Consider the following 15,495-nt stretch of genomic DNA (forward strand, 5'->3'; position numbering starts at 1 on the left):
CCTCCCTTACAGGCCGCGCGATCAGTAGGATCGCGGCAGGCCCATGACCTTTTCGCCGATAAAGCTGAGGCACAGCTCGCGGTTCACGGGTGCTGTGCGCAGCAGGCGTACCAGCGGATACATTTCGTAAAGCCCCGTATCTTCGGTAAAGCCCGACCCGCCATGGGCCTGAAGCGCGGCATCCACGGCCTCGATTCCGGCTTCGGCGGCGGCGTATTTGGCCATGTTCGAAGACGCACCCGCAGGCAGCTTGTTGTCGAATTCCCATGCGGCGCGGCGGGTCATCAGGCTGGCCATCTCGACCGCTGTATGCGCCCTGGCCATCGGGTGCTGCACACCCTGATGCGCCCCGATGGGCTGGCCGAACACATTGCGCTCGGAGGCATAGGCCACGCCCTTGTTCAGGGCGAACCGGCCGATGCCGCAGCACAACGCGGCAAGGATAATCCGCTCGGGGTTGAGGCTGTCGAACAGGATCGAGAACCCTTCGTCCACCTCGCCGACCACATCCTCGGGGCCGAGATCCACCTCGTCGAAGAAAAGCGTCCATTGTTCCTCGGGCAAGGGGATCGAGATTTTCACCCGCTGCTTTTCCACGCCCTTTTTCTTCAGATCCACGGCAAAAAGGGTAAAACCGTCGGTCTTGCGGCTGACTTCGGTGTGCGGCTTGGTCCGCGCCACGACCAGACAGTAGTCCGATACCTCGGCGCCGGTGATAAAGGTCTTTTCCCCCGACAGGCTGAACCGGTTGCCCCGGCGTTTGGCCAGCGTGGTGGCCTTCATCGTGTTGGATCCGGCCCCCGGTTCGGTGATCGCGAAACAGAACTGGATATCGCCCCGGCAGGCAGCCGGAAGAAGCTCTTTCTTGTGGAACTCGGACCCGTGGCTGGCGATGTGGGCCAGCGACATGGTCGGGCCGACCACCATCATCAGCAGCGGAATGCCGTGATTTGCGGTGCCCTCCATGAACAGGGCCATTTCGGTCATGCCAAGGCCGGCGCCGCCGTATTCCTCGGGCACCATGATCCCCAGAAAACCGTCATCGGCAATCTGTTTGAACATATCGTGCGGGAACTCATGCTTGCGAGCGTGTTCGAGCCAATACGCATTGTCATATTTCTGCGCCAGCTGGCCGCCATATTCGTAAATCTGGCGTTGTTCGTCGTTCAAAGTGAAATCCATGGTGTCTTCTCAGCCTTTGAAAGCGGGGTCGCGGCGGTTTTCGAAAGCATCAAGGCCTTCGGCGACGTCGTCGCTGGGCAGCGCGCGCACCGCGGCGTCGCGCTCAAGCCGCATTTTCTGGTCGATGCCCAGGTCCGCACCTTCCCGTGCCAGACGTTTCATCTCGGCGATACCGGGGCGCGAACGGGTGGCGATCTTTTGACAATACTCAAGCGCGGTCTGATGCAGCTCCGCATCGGGCACCACATAGTTCACCAGACCGGCCGCTTTCGCCTCGTCCGCCTTGAGCCAGCGGGCCGAGAACATCAGATCAAGCGCCCGGCGCTGGCCCATCAGCCGCGTCAGCCGTTGCGACCCGCCCCAGCCGGGAATCAGGCCGAATTGCGCGTGCTGATCGCCGAATTGCGCGGTTTTGGCCCCGAAGCACACATCGCAAGCCAACATCAGTTCGATCCCACCGGCCAGACACAAACCCTGCACCGCCACTACGACAGGGAGGGAGGAGGTTTCGAGCGCGCGCAGGTTGTTCATTCCAAAAGCGATGAAATGGTCCAGCGCGGCGGGATCGTTCAGTTTACCTTTCACCTCGGCCAGATCGGCGCCGGTGCAGAAGTGCTTGCCTTGCGCCCGGATCAGGATCGACCGGATGTCCCGGTCGGCCTCGAACCCGGCGCGCGCGGCAGCGATGTGCTCATGCACTTGCAGTGAAAGGCAATTAAATTTCTCGGGGCGCGCCAGCTCGATAATGCCGACGCTGCCTTCGGTACTTACGGCGACCGGGTCACTCATTTCGCGGCTCCCTTCGCCTTCTTGTCGTATTGAAGCGCCATCCGCCCGGCCTTTTCGCGGGCGATCACCAGCTTCTGGATCTGCGCGGTGCCGTCGCCGATCTGAAGGCCGAGAACGTCGTTGTAACGCTGGTGATGCGGCAGGTCGGTGGTATAGCCATAATGTCCGTGCAGGATCAGGCACTGGTGCAGGATCTCGCAAGATACCTTGGGCAGGTACCATTTGCACATCGCCGCCTGCGAGGTGTGGGGCAGGCCACGGTCGCGCAGATCCAGCGTATAGTAGCAAAGCTGGCGCATCATGGTCAGTTGGGTTTCGGCCTCGGCCAGCGGAAAGCTGACGCCCTGGTACTGCACGATGGGCGCGCCGAACGCCTCGCGTTCCTGGACATAGGCCCAGGTTTCATCCACCGACGCCTGCGCCGCGCCGAGGCATTCCAGCCCGATCAGCGCGCGAGAATAGTCAAAGCCTGCCATGATCGTGCCAAAGGCGCGGTCCTGTTCAGCCATCATGTTTTCGGCCGGCACAAACACGTCGTCAAAGAACACCGATCCACGCCCGACAGGCTTGGTGCCGATGTCGTCGAAATGGGTGCGCTTGATGCCGTCCTGATTGAGATCGACAAAAAACGCGCTGACTCCGCGCGACCCGCCGTCAGGGTCGCCGGTGCGGGCGAAAACCACCGCCGCATCGGCCTGACTGGCAAAGCTCATCGAAGTTTTCTCACCATTCAGCCGCCAGCCGTTGCCGGATTTTTCGGCCTTCAGGATCAGGTTCGCCGCATCCGATCCGCCGCGCGGCTCGGTCAGACCCAGGCCAATGACGGCGTCCCCCGAAACGACCTTGGGCACCCATTCCGACGCGATGTCCTTGGAGGCGTGCTTGGCGACCATGCCGCCCATGAGCGAGCCCAGAAGCTGCACATAGCTTGCGTTGAAATCGGCATAGGCGATCTCTTCGACGATCAGCCCCGAGGTGACAGACGTTTCGCCAAGCCCGCCGAATTCCTCGGGCAGATCGGCGCCGATCAGACCCAGTGCGCCCATCTCTTTGATCAGCGCCCGATCAAAGGTGTGTCCGCTGGCGCGTTCCAGATAGCTGGGCGCCAGCTTCTCCGTTGCGAATCGCTTCGCGGTTTCGCGAAACGCTTTTTGATCTTCTGATGGCTGGAATTGCATCGGTGCCACTCCCCATGACCGAAATTATGTTCTTCCCAAAAATCTAACAAATGTTAGAATACAGATCAAGCGAATTTTTGAGGAGGAGGTGCACAATGACAAACACGCAAAAGGAAAGCTTTGGGACCATGCTTTCGCCGATCCGCGCAGGCCGGCACATGGTGCGAAACCGGGTCATTATGGGGTCGATGCATACCCGGCTGGAGACCGAGCCAGACGGTATCGCCAAACAGATCGCGTTTTACGCCGAACGCGCGCGGGGGGAGGCGGCGATTCTGGTCACCGGCGGGTTTTCCCCGAATGCCGAAGGGATATTCGATCCCGAAGGTCCGCGCATCGACGATCCGAAAGAGGCGCTCAGCCTGCGTCCGATCTGTGAAGCGGTGCAGGCCGAAGGCAGCCTGCTCTGCGCGCAGCTTCTTCACGCCGGGCGCTATGCAAAGATCGAAGGCTGCGTTGCCCCAAGCCCGATCCGGGCGCCGATCAACCGCTATGTCCCGCGCGAAATGACCGACGCCGACATCCGCCGCACCATCGAGGATTTCGCCAAATCCGCCGCCAATGCGCAGGCGGCGGGGTTCGATGGCGTCGAAATCATGGGGTCCGAAGGGTATCTTATCAACGAATTCACCGTCACCCATACCAACAAGCGCAACGACGACTGGGGCGGCTGCGTCGAGAATCGCCACCGTTTTCCGGTCGAGATCGTGCGCGCGGTGCGGGACCGTTGCGGCACCGACTTTCTCATCATTTACCGCATTTCGGCCGCCGATCTGGTCGAGGGCGGCGCGCCCGCCGATGAAATCGCAGACCTGGCGCGCAAGATCGAGGCGGCAGGCGCGGATATTCTGAACACCGGGATCGGCTGGCACGAGGCGCGCGTGCCGACCATCGCCTATCCGGTTCCGCGCGGTGCCTGGCGTCAGGCAGCGGCCAACGTCAAGGCTGCGGTGTCGATCCCGGTCGTCGCCTCCAACCGAATCAACACGCCCGAGCTTGCAGAGGATATCCTTGCCTCCGGCGAGGCCGACATGGTCTCGATGGCGCGGCCCTTTCTGGCCGATCCGCATTTCGTCAGGAAGACGCGCGAAGGCCGCGCCGACGAGATCAATACCTGCATTGCCTGCAATCAGGCCTGTCTGGACTTCATCTTTTCGGACCGGCCGGTCGGCTGTCTGGTCAACCCGCGGGCCGGGCGCGAAACCGAATTCCGGGATACGCCGACAGAATCACCACGGAAGCTGGCCGTCGTCGGTGGCGGCGCCGCAGGCATGGCCACGGCATCCGAGGCATCCCGTCTGGGCCACGACGTCACGCTTTTCGAAGCGCAGGACAAGCTGGGCGGGCAGCTGAATCTGGCGCGCGCGGCACCGGGCAAGGACGAATTCGACGAAACCCTGCGGTACTATTCCGGCCAGATGAAAAAGCACGGCGTTACGCTGCGTCTGGGGCAGCGGGCCGGGCTGGACGATCTGACCGGCTTTGACCATGTGGTCATTTCCACCGGGGTGAGCCCGCGCATTCCCGACCTGCCGGGCATCGATCACCCCAGTGTCGCGACCTATGCCGAAATCCTGTCGGGCGCGCGCGTCGCCGGCCAGACCGTCGTGGTGATGGGGGCAGGGGGCATTGGCCATGACGTGGCCGAGTTTCTCGTGACCGAGTCGGCCGAGGCTCACGACACCGACGCGTTCTGCCAGACATGGGGCGTGGACCCGACCTTTGCCGCATCGGGCGCGCTGGCGGGTGATCCGCTGGCGCCCAAGGCATCGCGGCGAAAGGTTGTCATGCTTCAGCGAAAGTCCTCGAAACCAGGCGCGGGGCTTGGTGTGTCCACGGGCTGGATTCTGCGCAACGCTCTGCGCAAGCACGGGGTCGAGGCCTTGGGCGGCGTGGTTTACGAACGCATTGACGACGCGGGGCTGCACATTCTCATGGACGGAGAACCAAAGGTCATTGCCGCCGATACGATCGTGCTTTGCACCGGTCAGGAACCGGAACGGGCTTTGGCCAAAGACCTCACCGCCCGCGGGGCCACGGTCACGATGATCGGCGGCGCAAAAGAGGCCGCCGAACTCGACGCGCTGCGCGCCATCGACGAAGGGGTGCGTCTGGCGCAAAGCCTCTGACCCGCCGATGGCGCGTTCGATCCAGAGTTAGACAGATGCGGCAGGCGGTTCAGGACACCGCCTGCCTGCCACTCCGGTTTCACGAAGGAAACCGGTTGAGGATGCGCCACACCCGGACGGCGTTTCCGTCATCCGGCAACACCCGTCCGTCCAACCAGCGCCATCAGCGTTCCGGTCATCGTGGCGACCAGCTTTTCATCCTGTCCTTTCAACGCATAGGCGCGCGCCTCGCAGATCGTCAGCGTCCTGCCAGGTTTCACCACATCGGCGACGAATCGAAACCGCTGGCCATCGGCGGGGTTGAGCAGGTTGATCTTGAATTCCACCGTCAGCACCGCGGCATCGGCGGGCATCAGCGAAAAGGCCGCATATCCGCAGGCGCTGTCCAGCGCGGTTGATACGATTCCGGCGTGCAGAAAGCCGTGCTGCTGGGTCAGCGCGTCGCTGTGCGCCATCTCCAGAACGATATGACCGGGCGTCAGGTCGGCAATGCCGATCCCCAGCGTGTGCATCACCTTCTGAAGATCGAAACTGTCGCGCACCCGCGCGTCAAAGTCGGGGTTCTTCGGCTCGAATTGCGCCATGGCGTGATTTCACTCCTTGCTGTCATCCATGATGACCAATCTTAGCCGGTCCTTGATCCCTCGTTCTTGTAACGAAAGGCCAAAAGCGCGCTCTGTGGCCTGAAACCGTAGCGCACCGGGCGGTCGGTCGGCGAAGGCCCGGCAGGATGCCGACATATGCGATTGATCGTAGTAGCCCGCGACCAGCGCCAGATCGCTTAACGGCAGGGCTGGGTCGGCGAAGCGTCCAAGCAGCAGGCGAAACCGGCGGAGCGCCGCAAGACGCCGCCTTGATATGCCGGTCTCTGCCCGTGCCCGGCGGCGTCCGGTCCGGTCGCTGAACGTCTGCGGGGGCGCAGCGAAGGTCAACTCGCTTGCAAGACCGTCCAGCGCCGCAACAAGCGACGGCAGGGCATCATCGCTCTGCCGGACCTTTCCAAGCGCGGCGGCCAATGGCTCTGGCGCCACGGTTCCGGGCCGACGCTCCGGTCGCGCCGACAGCCGCAGCCCGGCGACGATTCCGCAAAAGGATGACGGGCGGGGCACGAAATCCGGGCAGGGCGGCGCGAGCGACATGCGCGTCCCGCCACCTTTATCCGTCACCGAAAGCGTGAACAGATCGGTCGCGAAACGCCCGCTTCCGCGCGCGCTTAACACGTCAGTGTCGCGGAACACGAAGAGATGGTCGACCTGCACCGCAGCGCCCGTTGGCGGCGCCAGTTCAAGATAGAGCGGCGCGGCCGTCAGATCACTGGACGAAAGCATCCCGATTCTCGGCGACGAAATCGTGAAAGCGGCGGGCCGGGCGCCCGAGCACGTCGCTCACCGTGGTCTCGATGCGCCCGAGATAGCCCTTGGGCGCGATCGAGGCCAGTTCCACCATGGCCGCGGCGACCTCGTCCTGCATCCCGCCGGCGACCATCGCCGCCTTGGCGTCATCGGGAGACAGAGGCGCAGAGGTGATGGATCGTCCGGTCACTTCGGACAGGACGGCCGCAATGTCCTCGCCGGTCAGCGCTTCGGGGCCGGTCAGGCCATAAACCTTGCCCGCGTGCCCCGATCCGGTCAGCGCCTCGGCCGCCACATCGGCGATGTCGCGGGCGTCGATCCAGGCCACGGGTCCGCCAAGATCGTCGTAATACACCCCATCCCTTGCGATGCCTTCGGCCTGCCAGAGCAGGTTCTGCATAAAGTAAGTCGGCTGGACAAAGGTCCAGTCAAGGCCGCTTTCCTTCAGTAATTCCTGGGTGTCGGAATGCCACTTGCCAAAGGTCAGCCCCGCCTTTGGCGACGCGCCAAGCCCGGTGGCCAGAACCACATGTCCCACGCCCGCGGCCTTGGCCGCCTCTATCGCGCCGGCTTTCCACCGGCGCATGTCCCGATGCGCGGGCGTCACCAGATAGATCTTGTCCGCACCGGCGCAGGCCTGTTCCAGCGCTGCGGCATCGGTGAAATTCGCGGCGACCGCCTCGCATCCCTTGGCCTTGAGGCCGTCGAGCTTGGCCGGATCGCTGGTGACGGCGCGCACCTGGGCGCCCTTTGCCAGAAGCGTGTCGACAAGGGGGGCGCCGGTGGTGCCGGTGGCTCCGAAGACAGTGATCATGGCTTGTCCTTTCTCAGCTCTGCGATGGGCTGTATGGTTTCGGGGTTACTGATGGATGACAGGTCTCCGGGATCCTCGCCCAGGAAGGCCGCGCGCACGATCCGGCGCATCGTCTTCATGCTGCGGGTTTTCGGAAGCGCCTCGACGAAATGAATCTCTCGCGGGCGGAAGGGCTTCGAGACGACCTCTCCCACCCGGTCCTTGAGCTGTTCGACAAGGGCGTCGTCAGGCGACACACCCGGAGCCGGCACACAGACACAGACCACGGCCACGCCCTTGATATCATCGGGTGCGGCAATGGCGGCGGCATCCACCACCTTTCCGGACTCGGTCAGGGCCGATTCAATCTCGGGCGGCCCGATGCGTTTGCCGGCAATGTTCAGCGTGTCGTCGGACCGGCCGAGGATATACCATGTACCGTTCGGATCGCAGCGCACCCAATCGCCGTGCCGCCAGATGCCGGGGAATGTTGACCAGTAGGTTTCCAGATACCGCTTGCGGTTGCCGGCGATGGCCGGGGTCAGGCCAAGGGGCGGTTGCGTCACGACAAGTTCGCCGACCTCGCCCGGCGCGGCTTCGCTGCCGTCCTCGCGCAGCACTTTCGCCCCGACACCCAGCGCCTGCGCCGAGAATCCTCCGGGCCTGATCTCATGCAGCACCGTCGAGGTCAGGATCGCACCGAAAAGCTCGGTTCCGCCCGAGATATTCAGCGGCACCGCGCGGCGGCGGCAGATATGGTCACGTTGCCAGAGCCAGGCGTCCTCGGTCCAGGGTTCGCCGGTCGAGGCAACGATGCGCAGGGGCGACAGATCGTAACCGGACAGTGGTGCACGATCCTGCGTCATGAACTGCCGCACAAGTGTGGGTGCAACGCCGAGGTGGGTCACTTTCAATTCGGATGCAAGTCGCAACAACCTGAACGGATCACCGGGCATCGAGGGCGCGCCTTCGGCCAGAACCAGCGTCGCCCCCGACAGCAGCACCGACAAAAGGGTCAGTGGCCCCATGACCCAGCCCATGTCGGTCATCCACAGATGCCGGTCGTCGCGCTTCATGTCGAGCCCCAGCAGGAAATCCGCCGTCGCCTTGGCCTGCACACCCAAATGGGTGTGCACCACGCCCTTGGGGCGCCCGGTGGTGCCGGAGGTATAGGCGATGAGCAGTGGCGAGTCCGCCTCTGCCGGATGCGCGGGATAGGTCGGATCCGCATTTCCGACAGTTTCCTGCCAGTCAAGATCGCGGGCCGGATCGGCCGCCGCGCCGCCGAACCGCCGCAGGCTGATGACGGTATGAACCGAGGGCACTTCCTCCAGCGCTTTGACCAGCGTGGACTCCATCCAGACGGGATTGCCCCTTCGTGGCGTGGCATCCGCGGTCAGCACCGCCACGGCGCCGGAATCCTCGAGCCGGCTGGCGATGGCGGGCGGCGCGAAGCCCGAAAACAGCGGCACCGCCACGGCACCCAATCGGGCGATGCCTAAAAAGGCGGCGTCGATTTCGGGGATCATCGGCATGTAGATGCCAACGGCCTGGCCGGGTTTTACCCCGCGCCGGGCCAGCGCCGAGGCCACGCGCGCGGACTCGGCGGCAAGATCGGCATAGGTCCAGCTGCGGCGACACCCATCTTCGCCGACCCAGTCGATCGCGGTCTTGTCGCCCAGACCTGTCTCGATGCGGGCATCGAGACAGGTTTCCGTCAGGTTCAAGGCGCCGCCGACGGCCCATCGGATCGATTCCGGTCCATCGGACATATCCCGTAACCGCGTGTAGGGGCGATGGAACCGGATGCCGGCAAACTCGATGATCCGGCCCCAGAACCAGTCCGGGTCGGTGTTGGCCCGGCTGGCAAGATCCTCGTAACTGTCCGTGCCACAATCTTTCAGGAAAGCGGCCAGCGTGCTTGAACGCTGAATGTCAGTGTCTGGTTGAAACATTCCTCACCTTTCTTCACCGCAAAAAAGGCCGCACCTTGGGCACGGCCAGTCAGGGAGGTAACTTCTGGCCGACTTGGCGGCGCCGCCTTGTGACGGACGCCGCCACCTGCGTTCAGCCGTGCATCGACAAGCCGCCCGAAACCGAAATCACCTGCCCGGTGATGAACCCGGCGTCGTCGGAGGACAGGAAGCAGATGATGCCGGGGTAGTCCGTAGGCTGTGCCAGGCGCTTCATCGGGATGGCCCGCTTGAGGCCCTCGGCGATCTTTTGACCGGCATCGCCCTGGGCGACCTGGGCAAACAACGGCGTATCGGTCGGCCCGGGGGCGACAGCGTTCAATTGAATGCCCTTGCGCGCAAGTTCCCGCGCCACGGTTTTGGTGAACGAGATGATGCCGCCCTTGCAGGCCGAATAAACCGCTTCGCCCGATGACCCGACGCGACCGGCGTCCGAGGCGATGTTGACCACCCGGCCGCCGCCGTTCTGAACCATGCCCGGAAGCACCGCGTGATGCATGTTCAACGGTCCGTAAAGGTTGATGTCGATGACTTTTTTCCAGATTTCGGCATCGGTATCGAGGAACGGCTTGATCACGTCCCAGCCGGCGTTGTTCACAAGCACGTCGATCGGACCATTGGCCGAGAACTCGGCGACAGCCTTGTCGACCTGGGCGCGGTCGGTGATGTCCACCTTGAAGGCCTGTGCCTTGCCGCCCGCCTCGGTGATCAGGCGAACGGTGTCCTTCGCTCCGTCTTCGTTCATGTCAAAGATTGCGACCTCGGCGCCTTCCTGACCGAACCGTTCGCAAACCGCACGCCCGATGCCGCTGCCGCCGCCCGTTACAATCACGCGTTTTCCACTCAACCCTCGCATATGGAGATCCTCCTCTTCCGCTATCATTTTGGCAAAGAACTTGATTCGACGCCGCTCATCGCATATTCTAACACTTGTTAGGTTTATTGCAATGGACAGGCTTGCCGCTGACAAGTATCGAAAATTCATGATGAGACAATCTGATACCATCAAGCATACCGACGATGACTTGAGCAAGTCAGAGAGGACCCGCAGCGGTATCCTCGCTGCGGCCGCCCGCCTTTTCCGGCATGAGGGCTATTATGCGACGACGATGCGCGACATCGCGCAGGAATCCGGCATCGAAGCAGGAAGCATTTATTACCATTTCCAATCCAAGGAACAGATACTCAGCGAAGTTCTGGATCTTGGTGTTCGGCAAATGTACGAGAGGGTCTGCGAGATTGTCCGCCCGACGAAGGACAATCCGAAGGATTTCCGTGAGACCTTTGCCCTGCTTATCGAAACGCATCTGACCTATCTGCTGACCGAAAGCGATTTTACATCGGCCAATATCCGTAACTATCCGATGTTGTCGGATGAGGCGCGCGCGCCGCATCGCGAACTGCGGGCATCCTACGCAGGCGTCTGGACCAGTTTTCTGAGCGAGGCGAAACGCGCCGGCGACCTGCGAAGCGACATTTCGGTAACTGTGATCCGCCAGTTCATTCTGAGCGCCATGAACTGGACCGTGGAATGGTACGATGTGGACCGGTATCCGGTGAGCATTCTCGCGGAACGGATGAGCAAGCTGATCCTCGACGGCATGTGTTCGCGGCGCATCGTCGACACGAAAGGGCTGAAGCCAGACCGCTCCTTTTCGACCGATATCCCTGAATCCATCAACAAGGCCGCGAAAACCCGCGCAGAGATCCTGAGAGCCGCCGCGCGCATGCTGAGAGACAACGGGTACAAGGCGACCACGCTGAGGCAGATCGCTGAAGAAGCCGATATGAAGGCGGGCAGCGTCTATTACCATTTCAAGTCCAAAGAAGCGATCGTGGACGAGGTCTTGCACGCCGGGTTGAACGACCTGCTATTGGGTGTCAACGCCGCAGCCCAGGAATTTCAGGCCCCATATGATCATCACGCAAGGATCGCGACGGCAATCTGGGCGCATCTGGACTATCTGTTCAAGGCAAGCGAATTCACGTCCGCGAACATCAGAAGCTACGGGATGCTGCCCAATCACTTCAGAAAGAGACACGGGGGCATCCGTCATCAGTACGGAAAACTCTGGGACAGGATTCTGCGCGAAGCGCAGGGGGACGATGCCATAAGATCGGATATCAAGATTGTTCCGTTGCGTCAGGTCATGTTGGGTGCCTTGAACTGGACGGTCGAGTGGTTTGATCCGAACAAGGCGGACGTCGAAGGGTATCTTTCCCTGCCCGAATTCTCTGGCATGCTTATCAAGCTGCTTCTCGAAGGGATTTGCGACAGGCGAGATACCGCCTGCGCAGAACCAAACGAGGCTTGCTGATCGCAGCCGCCATCGCGATCAAACCAGGAGGAAGTGATACAGCCCTTCCGCCACTGGTTTATCTCGGGACGTCTGCCAGGAAATCGCACTGACACTCGCGATCCGCTTCCCCTTGCGCGTTACATGTGCGCTGGCATACAGCGGCCCCTTGGTGGCCGGCCTTAGATAATCCACGGTAAGATTGATCGGCTTGGCGGGAACGTCCGAAAATTCGGGATGGACCGCGATGGCCGACGTGGCCTCCATGAAACTTGCGATTATACCGCCGTGGTAAAGCTCCAGGACCGGGTTTCCGATATGACGGGAGGCAAAGGTCATCTCTGCATCGGCATGAAGGCTGTCAAGCCTCTGGACCTCGAAGTCGAGAAACCGGAAAAACGGCACCTTGGATACGTTGGCGTTGACGGTTTGCAGGTCCATTACGAGGCTTTTCCTTCTGTCGTTGCGCCAAACAGGCCGGTCTCACCGCGCGTCAGTGCAAACGAGGCGGTTCCACGGGCAATTTCCGCGTCTTCATGCCCATCGAACCAGATGCTGCCGGCATCAAATGCAATGTGGCGGGTCTGTCGAAAGCAATGCGCGCGCACGATGACATCCGCGCGCGAATAGGCGGGGCGCAGGTAATCGACCCGCAGATCCAGCGTCGCCATGGTGCTGACGCCATCAATCGCCACAAAGTTCGCAAGCCCGAAAACACTGTCCAGAAGGGCGGTCAGAATGCCGCCATGAAGCAGGGTTTGGTCCTTGTCGACGCAGAAGTCAGGATTGAACGGCATCCGGACCCGAACGCCTGCGCTTGATACCTCTTCGATATCAAGCGCCATGTGGGTAATCAGACCACTGCCACGCGCATTCCACATCTGCGCGATCCGCTCCATTTTCTGTTTGGTGACTTCTGGCATGCATTCTTTTCCTCAGCGCCCCGTGAAGTGGGGTTTTCGTTTCTCGATAAACGCGGCGATCGCCTCGTGGTGGTCTTCGGTCTGATGCATAAGGGCCTGATAGGCCGCAGCGGAATTCAGGAAATCCGGCAGATCCATCCGTTCGGCATTGCGCATCAGGCGCTTGGCGACGCGTACCGCGCGCGGTGGTTTCGCGGCGATCATGGCGGCCCGTTCGCGCGCCCGTTCCATCAGCGCGTCATGCGGCACAACCTCTAGCACCATGCCAAGTTCCAGCGCCTCTTTTGCCTCGACCATGCGGCCCGAGAATGTCAGATCGGCCGCTTTCTGATGGCCAAGGCGGCGCAACATGAACCAACTGCCCGCATCGCCGGGGATGATGCCCAGGTTCAGGAACACCTCGCCGAACTTCGCCTTCTCGGATGCGACGCGCATGTCGCACATCATGGTCAGATCGCATCCCGCGCCAACCGCCGCGCCATTGACCGCCGCGATCGTCGGGATGTCGAGGTTGTAAAGCGCAAGCGGCAGGCGCTGCACACCGTCGACATAGCTTTGCGCCGCCGTCAACGGTTCCTTGCGAAAGACGCTGTCGGGATCGTTCATTTCCTTGATGTCGCCGCCGGCACAGAACGCCGTACCTGCGCCGGTCAGAATCATGACGCTGACTTGCGGGTCCGCCTGCACCTTGGCAAATGTGTCCAGAAGCGAGGCGATCATGTCGTTGCCGGTGATCGGGTTGCGGCGTTCCGGATCGTTCAGCGTAACCGTGGCGATGCGATCGGAGATATCCAGAAGGACATGTGGCTCACTCATTTTTACCGTCTCCGCGTTCGCGTTTGTCGAACATGTCGGGATTGATCATGTCACGGGCATCGTGGCCCATATGCAGGGTTTCCCCGCCGTCTACATAGATGTCTTCGCCGGTTATGAAATTTCCCAGATCGGATGCAAGGAAAATAATCGTGCCGGCGATGTCTTCGGCCAGGCCCATCCGGTTCAGGACAGAGCGGTTCAGTTCTTTCCACCGTTCCGGGGGAATGGGATAGCGGCCAAGCGCCTCGGTCTTGATCGTTCCCGGCGCGACGCAGTTCAGACGGATGCCGTATTCGCCCCATTCGGCGGCCAGCGTTTTCATCATCCCGGTCACCCCCGCCCGCGCGGCAACGGTGTGGACAAAGCCGGTCAGCGCCGTCCGCGCCGAAATGGCGGTGACGAAGACGACCGAACCACCGTTATCATACATGAAATGATCCGCGGCCGCGCGGGTCATCTGCCATGATCCGATCAGGTTGTTGCGGATCACCGCCTCGAAGCCCTTGTTGGTGATGTCACGCGCAGCGGCGATATACTGGCCGCCCGCATTGTTCACCAGAACGTCAAGCTGCCCGTAATGGTCCTTGATGCGGCCCATCGCGGCTTCGATGCTGTCCTCGTCGCGGGTGTCGCCGGGCACGACGAACGCCTCGCCCCCAGCCGCGCGGATCATTTCGGCGGTTTCTTCCAACGGCTCTTCGCGGCGCGCGAACAGTGCCAGCCTGGCCCCGCAAGACGCCATTTCAAGCGCCGTCGCCCGACCCATTCCCGAACCGGATCCGGTCACAAGGGCAACCTGGCCCGCCATTAGATCCGGAGCATAACGCGATGTTCTTTTCTCGCTCATGGTTTCCCCCTCAGTTTTTCAGAAGTTCGCCGGAGATGATCAGCTTGCGCACCTCCTGAGTGCCCGCACCAACCTCAAGCACACGCCCGGTCCGGTAAAGCCGGTTCACTTCCGTGTCACGCATGTACCCCGACCCGCCGTGGATCTGGACGGCCTTGTCCAGCACGAACGAGGTTACCTCGGCGGCCTTGAAAATCGCCGCCGCCGTGAGCTTGTGAATTTCGCCGCGCCCGCCTTCGCCCTCTTCCAGGCCCTCGCACATGGCGACGGTTTTCAGGGACAGGCTGCGCGCCGCCTCGATCCGCGTGTACATGTCGGCCAGCATCGCCTGCACCATCTGGAAGCTGGCGATCGGCTTGCCGAACTGCTGGCGCGTCTTGGCGTAATCGACGGAGATATCCAGCGCGCGCTGCGCAATGCCAAGCGCGTTGAAGCAGACGATAGCCCGTTCAAGGTCGAGCCCCGACATCGTGACCGCCACGCCGCCGTCCAGCTTGCCGACCATGTTCTTGGCGGGCACGCGGCAATCCTCGAACACCAGTTCGCCGGTTGGCGAGCCGCGGAACCCCATCTTGTTGAGCTTCTGCGCCACCTTGAAACCGGGCGTGTCGGTTTCCACGATGAACGCGGAAATGCCCTTGGCGCCCTTTTCCGGCGAGGTCTTGGCATAGGCCAGCACCAGATTGGCAATCGGCCCGTTGGTGATATAGATCTTGGTGCCGTTCAGGATGTAATCGTCGCCATCCTTTTTCGCCGTTGTCCGCATCGAGCCAAGCGCATCCGACCCGGCGCCGGGTTCGGTCAGGCCCAGTGCGCCGACCAGCGTGCCGTTGCACAGGCCGGGCAGATATTTGCGGCGCAGATCGTCATTGGCGTTGCGGTAGATGTTGTTGACGCACAGGTTGTCGTGGGCCACATGCGTCAGCCCGATGGCCGCCGACGCGCGCGACAGTTCTTCGGTGATGATGCAGGCCGACGTGAAATCCAGCCCGGCACCGCCAAATTCCGGCGGCACGTTCAGCCCCAGATACCCCATCTTGCCCAGCGTGGGAAAGACCGAGGCGGGCAGATCATCGGTGTCGTCCATTTCCGCGTTCAGATGGTGAAATTCGGACATGAAAAACTTGCCGGCCTGATCGGCCAGCGCCTGCTGTTCGTCCGTCATGAAATGTGTCGGAAGGTCGATGTCGTTGCGCAGTTGCTTGTTCATGGTCTT

Annotated in this window: 15 protein-coding genes; 2 read left to right on the forward strand and 13 right to left on the reverse strand. The window is 62.0% G+C overall.

The window, feature by feature from the left end; genetic code table 11:
- Positions 1-21: 21 nt before the first annotated feature.
- Genes BLQ77_RS20680 through BLQ77_RS20690 form a run of 3 tightly spaced genes read right to left on the reverse strand, consistent with a single transcriptional unit; the run spans position 22 to position 3,149 of the window.
- Positions 22-1,182, reverse strand: coding sequence for an acyl-CoA dehydrogenase family protein (locus tag BLQ77_RS20680; protein ID WP_009504383.1), 1,161 nt, complete (start codon positions 1,180-1,182; stop codon positions 22-24).
- A gap of 9 nt (positions 1,183-1,191) precedes the next feature.
- Positions 1,192-1,971 carry an enoyl-CoA hydratase/isomerase family protein gene (locus BLQ77_RS20685; protein WP_089962650.1) on the reverse strand — a complete coding sequence of 260 codons (780 nt, stop codon included), beginning with the start codon at positions 1,969-1,971 and terminating at the stop codon, positions 1,192-1,194.
- Positions 1,968-3,149, reverse strand: a complete 1,182-nt coding sequence (locus BLQ77_RS20690; RefSeq protein ID WP_089962652.1) for an acyl-CoA dehydrogenase family protein — start codon at positions 3,147-3,149, stop codon at positions 1,968-1,970. The genes BLQ77_RS20685 and BLQ77_RS20690 overlap by 4 nt, the downstream gene beginning before the upstream one ends.
- Before the next feature lie 95 nt (positions 3,150-3,244).
- On the opposite strand from BLQ77_RS20690, the gene BLQ77_RS20695 reads away from it, so the two are divergent.
- The gene (locus tag BLQ77_RS20695; protein WP_207545868.1) at positions 3,245-5,278 is read left to right on the forward strand and encodes an NADPH-dependent 2,4-dienoyl-CoA reductase; all 2,034 of its coding nucleotides are present in this window, start codon (positions 3,245-3,247) and stop codon (positions 5,276-5,278) included.
- 128 nt (positions 5,279-5,406) lie between these two features.
- On the opposite strand, the gene BLQ77_RS20700 is transcribed toward BLQ77_RS20695, so the two are convergent.
- The 5 genes from BLQ77_RS20700 to BLQ77_RS20720 form a co-directional block, all read right to left on the reverse strand.
- Entirely contained in the window at positions 5,407-5,862 is a 456-nt protein-coding gene (locus tag BLQ77_RS20700; protein ID WP_009503103.1) for a PaaI family thioesterase, read from the reverse strand.
- Positions 5,863-5,871: 9 nt separating this feature from the next.
- On the reverse strand, positions 5,872-6,606 hold the full coding sequence (locus BLQ77_RS20705; RefSeq protein ID WP_009503104.1) for a helix-turn-helix domain-containing protein: 735 nt from the start codon (positions 6,604-6,606) through the stop codon (positions 5,872-5,874).
- On the reverse strand, positions 6,590-7,444 hold the full coding sequence (locus tag BLQ77_RS20710) for an SDR family oxidoreductase (RefSeq protein WP_009503105.1): 855 nt from the start codon (positions 7,442-7,444) through the stop codon (positions 6,590-6,592). The genes BLQ77_RS20705 and BLQ77_RS20710 overlap by 17 nt, the downstream gene beginning before the upstream one ends.
- The gene (locus BLQ77_RS20715) at positions 7,441-9,378 is read right to left on the reverse strand and encodes an AMP-binding protein (protein WP_009503106.1); all 1,938 of its coding nucleotides are present in this window, start codon (positions 9,376-9,378) and stop codon (positions 7,441-7,443) included. Before BLQ77_RS20715 ends, BLQ77_RS20710 begins: the two co-directional genes overlap by 4 nt.
- A 112-nt stretch (positions 9,379-9,490) precedes the next feature.
- On the reverse strand, positions 9,491-10,252 hold the full coding sequence (locus BLQ77_RS20720; protein ID WP_009503107.1) for a glucose 1-dehydrogenase: 762 nt from the start codon (positions 10,250-10,252) through the stop codon (positions 9,491-9,493).
- Between the two features lie 91 nt (positions 10,253-10,343).
- On the opposite strand from BLQ77_RS20720, the gene BLQ77_RS20725 reads away from it, so the two are divergent.
- Entirely contained in the window at positions 10,344-11,714 is a 1,371-nt protein-coding gene (locus tag BLQ77_RS20725) for a TetR/AcrR family transcriptional regulator (protein ID WP_223866014.1), read from the forward strand.
- A gap of 18 nt (positions 11,715-11,732) precedes the next feature.
- Here BLQ77_RS20725 and BLQ77_RS20730 read toward each other — a convergent pair whose 3' ends face one another.
- From BLQ77_RS20730 to BLQ77_RS20750, 5 genes are read right to left on the reverse strand one after another with little or no spacing between them, the layout of a single operon-like run.
- A complete protein-coding gene (locus BLQ77_RS20730) occupies positions 11,733-12,134 on the reverse strand; it encodes a PaaI family thioesterase (protein ID WP_034451657.1) in 402 nt (133 codons plus the stop codon).
- Positions 12,134-12,616, reverse strand: a complete 483-nt coding sequence (locus BLQ77_RS20735) for a PaaI family thioesterase (protein WP_034451659.1) — start codon at positions 12,614-12,616, stop codon at positions 12,134-12,136. The genes BLQ77_RS20730 and BLQ77_RS20735 overlap by 1 nt, the downstream gene beginning before the upstream one ends.
- Before the next feature lie 12 nt (positions 12,617-12,628).
- Complete coding sequence (locus BLQ77_RS20740; protein ID WP_089962653.1) at positions 12,629-13,432, reverse strand: enoyl-CoA hydratase-related protein; 804 nt, start codon at positions 13,430-13,432, stop codon at positions 12,629-12,631.
- Entirely contained in the window at positions 13,425-14,279 is an 855-nt protein-coding gene (locus BLQ77_RS20745) for an SDR family NAD(P)-dependent oxidoreductase (protein ID WP_034451661.1), read from the reverse strand. The genes BLQ77_RS20740 and BLQ77_RS20745 overlap by 8 nt, the downstream gene beginning before the upstream one ends.
- A 10-nt stretch (positions 14,280-14,289) precedes the next feature.
- A complete protein-coding gene (locus tag BLQ77_RS20750; RefSeq protein ID WP_009503111.1) occupies positions 14,290-15,489 on the reverse strand; it encodes an acyl-CoA dehydrogenase family protein in 1,200 nt (399 codons plus the stop codon).
- Positions 15,490-15,495: the final 6 nt, after the last annotated feature.

The organism is Salipiger thiooxidans (genome assembly GCF_900102075.1).
GTDB classification, from domain to species: domain Bacteria; phylum Pseudomonadota; class Alphaproteobacteria; order Rhodobacterales; family Rhodobacteraceae; genus Salipiger; species Salipiger thiooxidans.

Excerpts from the sequence above, each read along its gene's own strand:
- BLQ77_RS20680 (WP_009504383.1), bottom strand. The coding sequence starts at position 1,182 with ATGGATTTCACTTTGAACGACGAACAACGCCAGATTTACGAATATGGC.
- BLQ77_RS20685 (WP_089962650.1), bottom strand. The coding sequence starts at position 1,971 with ATGAGTGACCCGGTCGCCGTAAGTACCGAAGGCAGCGTCGGCATTATC.
- BLQ77_RS20690 (WP_089962652.1), bottom strand. The coding sequence starts at position 3,149 with ATGCAATTCCAGCCATCAGAAGATCAAAAAGCGTTTCGCGAAACCGCG.
- BLQ77_RS20695 (WP_207545868.1), top strand. The coding sequence starts at position 3,245 with ATGACAAACACGCAAAAGGAAAGCTTTGGGACCATGCTTTCGCCGATC.
- BLQ77_RS20700 (WP_009503103.1), bottom strand. The coding sequence starts at position 5,862 with ATGGCGCAATTCGAGCCGAAGAACCCCGACTTTGACGCGCGGGTGCGC.
- BLQ77_RS20705 (WP_009503104.1), bottom strand. The coding sequence starts at position 6,606 with ATGCTTTCGTCCAGTGATCTGACGGCCGCGCCGCTCTATCTTGAACTG.
- BLQ77_RS20710 (WP_009503105.1), bottom strand. The coding sequence starts at position 7,444 with ATGATCACTGTCTTCGGAGCCACCGGCACCACCGGCGCCCCCCTTGTC.
- BLQ77_RS20715 (WP_009503106.1), bottom strand. The coding sequence starts at position 9,378 with ATGTTTCAACCAGACACTGACATTCAGCGTTCAAGCACGCTGGCCGCT.
- BLQ77_RS20720 (WP_009503107.1), bottom strand. The coding sequence starts at position 10,252 with ATGCGAGGGTTGAGTGGAAAACGCGTGATTGTAACGGGCGGCGGCAGC.
- BLQ77_RS20725 (WP_223866014.1), top strand. The coding sequence starts at position 10,344 with ATGGACAGGCTTGCCGCTGACAAGTATCGAAAATTCATGATGAGACAA.
- BLQ77_RS20730 (WP_034451657.1), bottom strand. The coding sequence starts at position 12,134 with ATGGACCTGCAAACCGTCAACGCCAACGTATCCAAGGTGCCGTTTTTC.
- BLQ77_RS20735 (WP_034451659.1), bottom strand. The coding sequence starts at position 12,616 with ATGCCAGAAGTCACCAAACAGAAAATGGAGCGGATCGCGCAGATGTGG.
- BLQ77_RS20740 (WP_089962653.1), bottom strand. The coding sequence starts at position 13,432 with ATGAGTGAGCCACATGTCCTTCTGGATATCTCCGATCGCATCGCCACG.
- BLQ77_RS20745 (WP_034451661.1), bottom strand. The coding sequence starts at position 14,279 with ATGAGCGAGAAAAGAACATCGCGTTATGCTCCGGATCTAATGGCGGGC.
- BLQ77_RS20750 (WP_009503111.1), bottom strand. The coding sequence starts at position 15,489 with ATGAACAAGCAACTGCGCAACGACATCGACCTTCCGACACATTTCATG.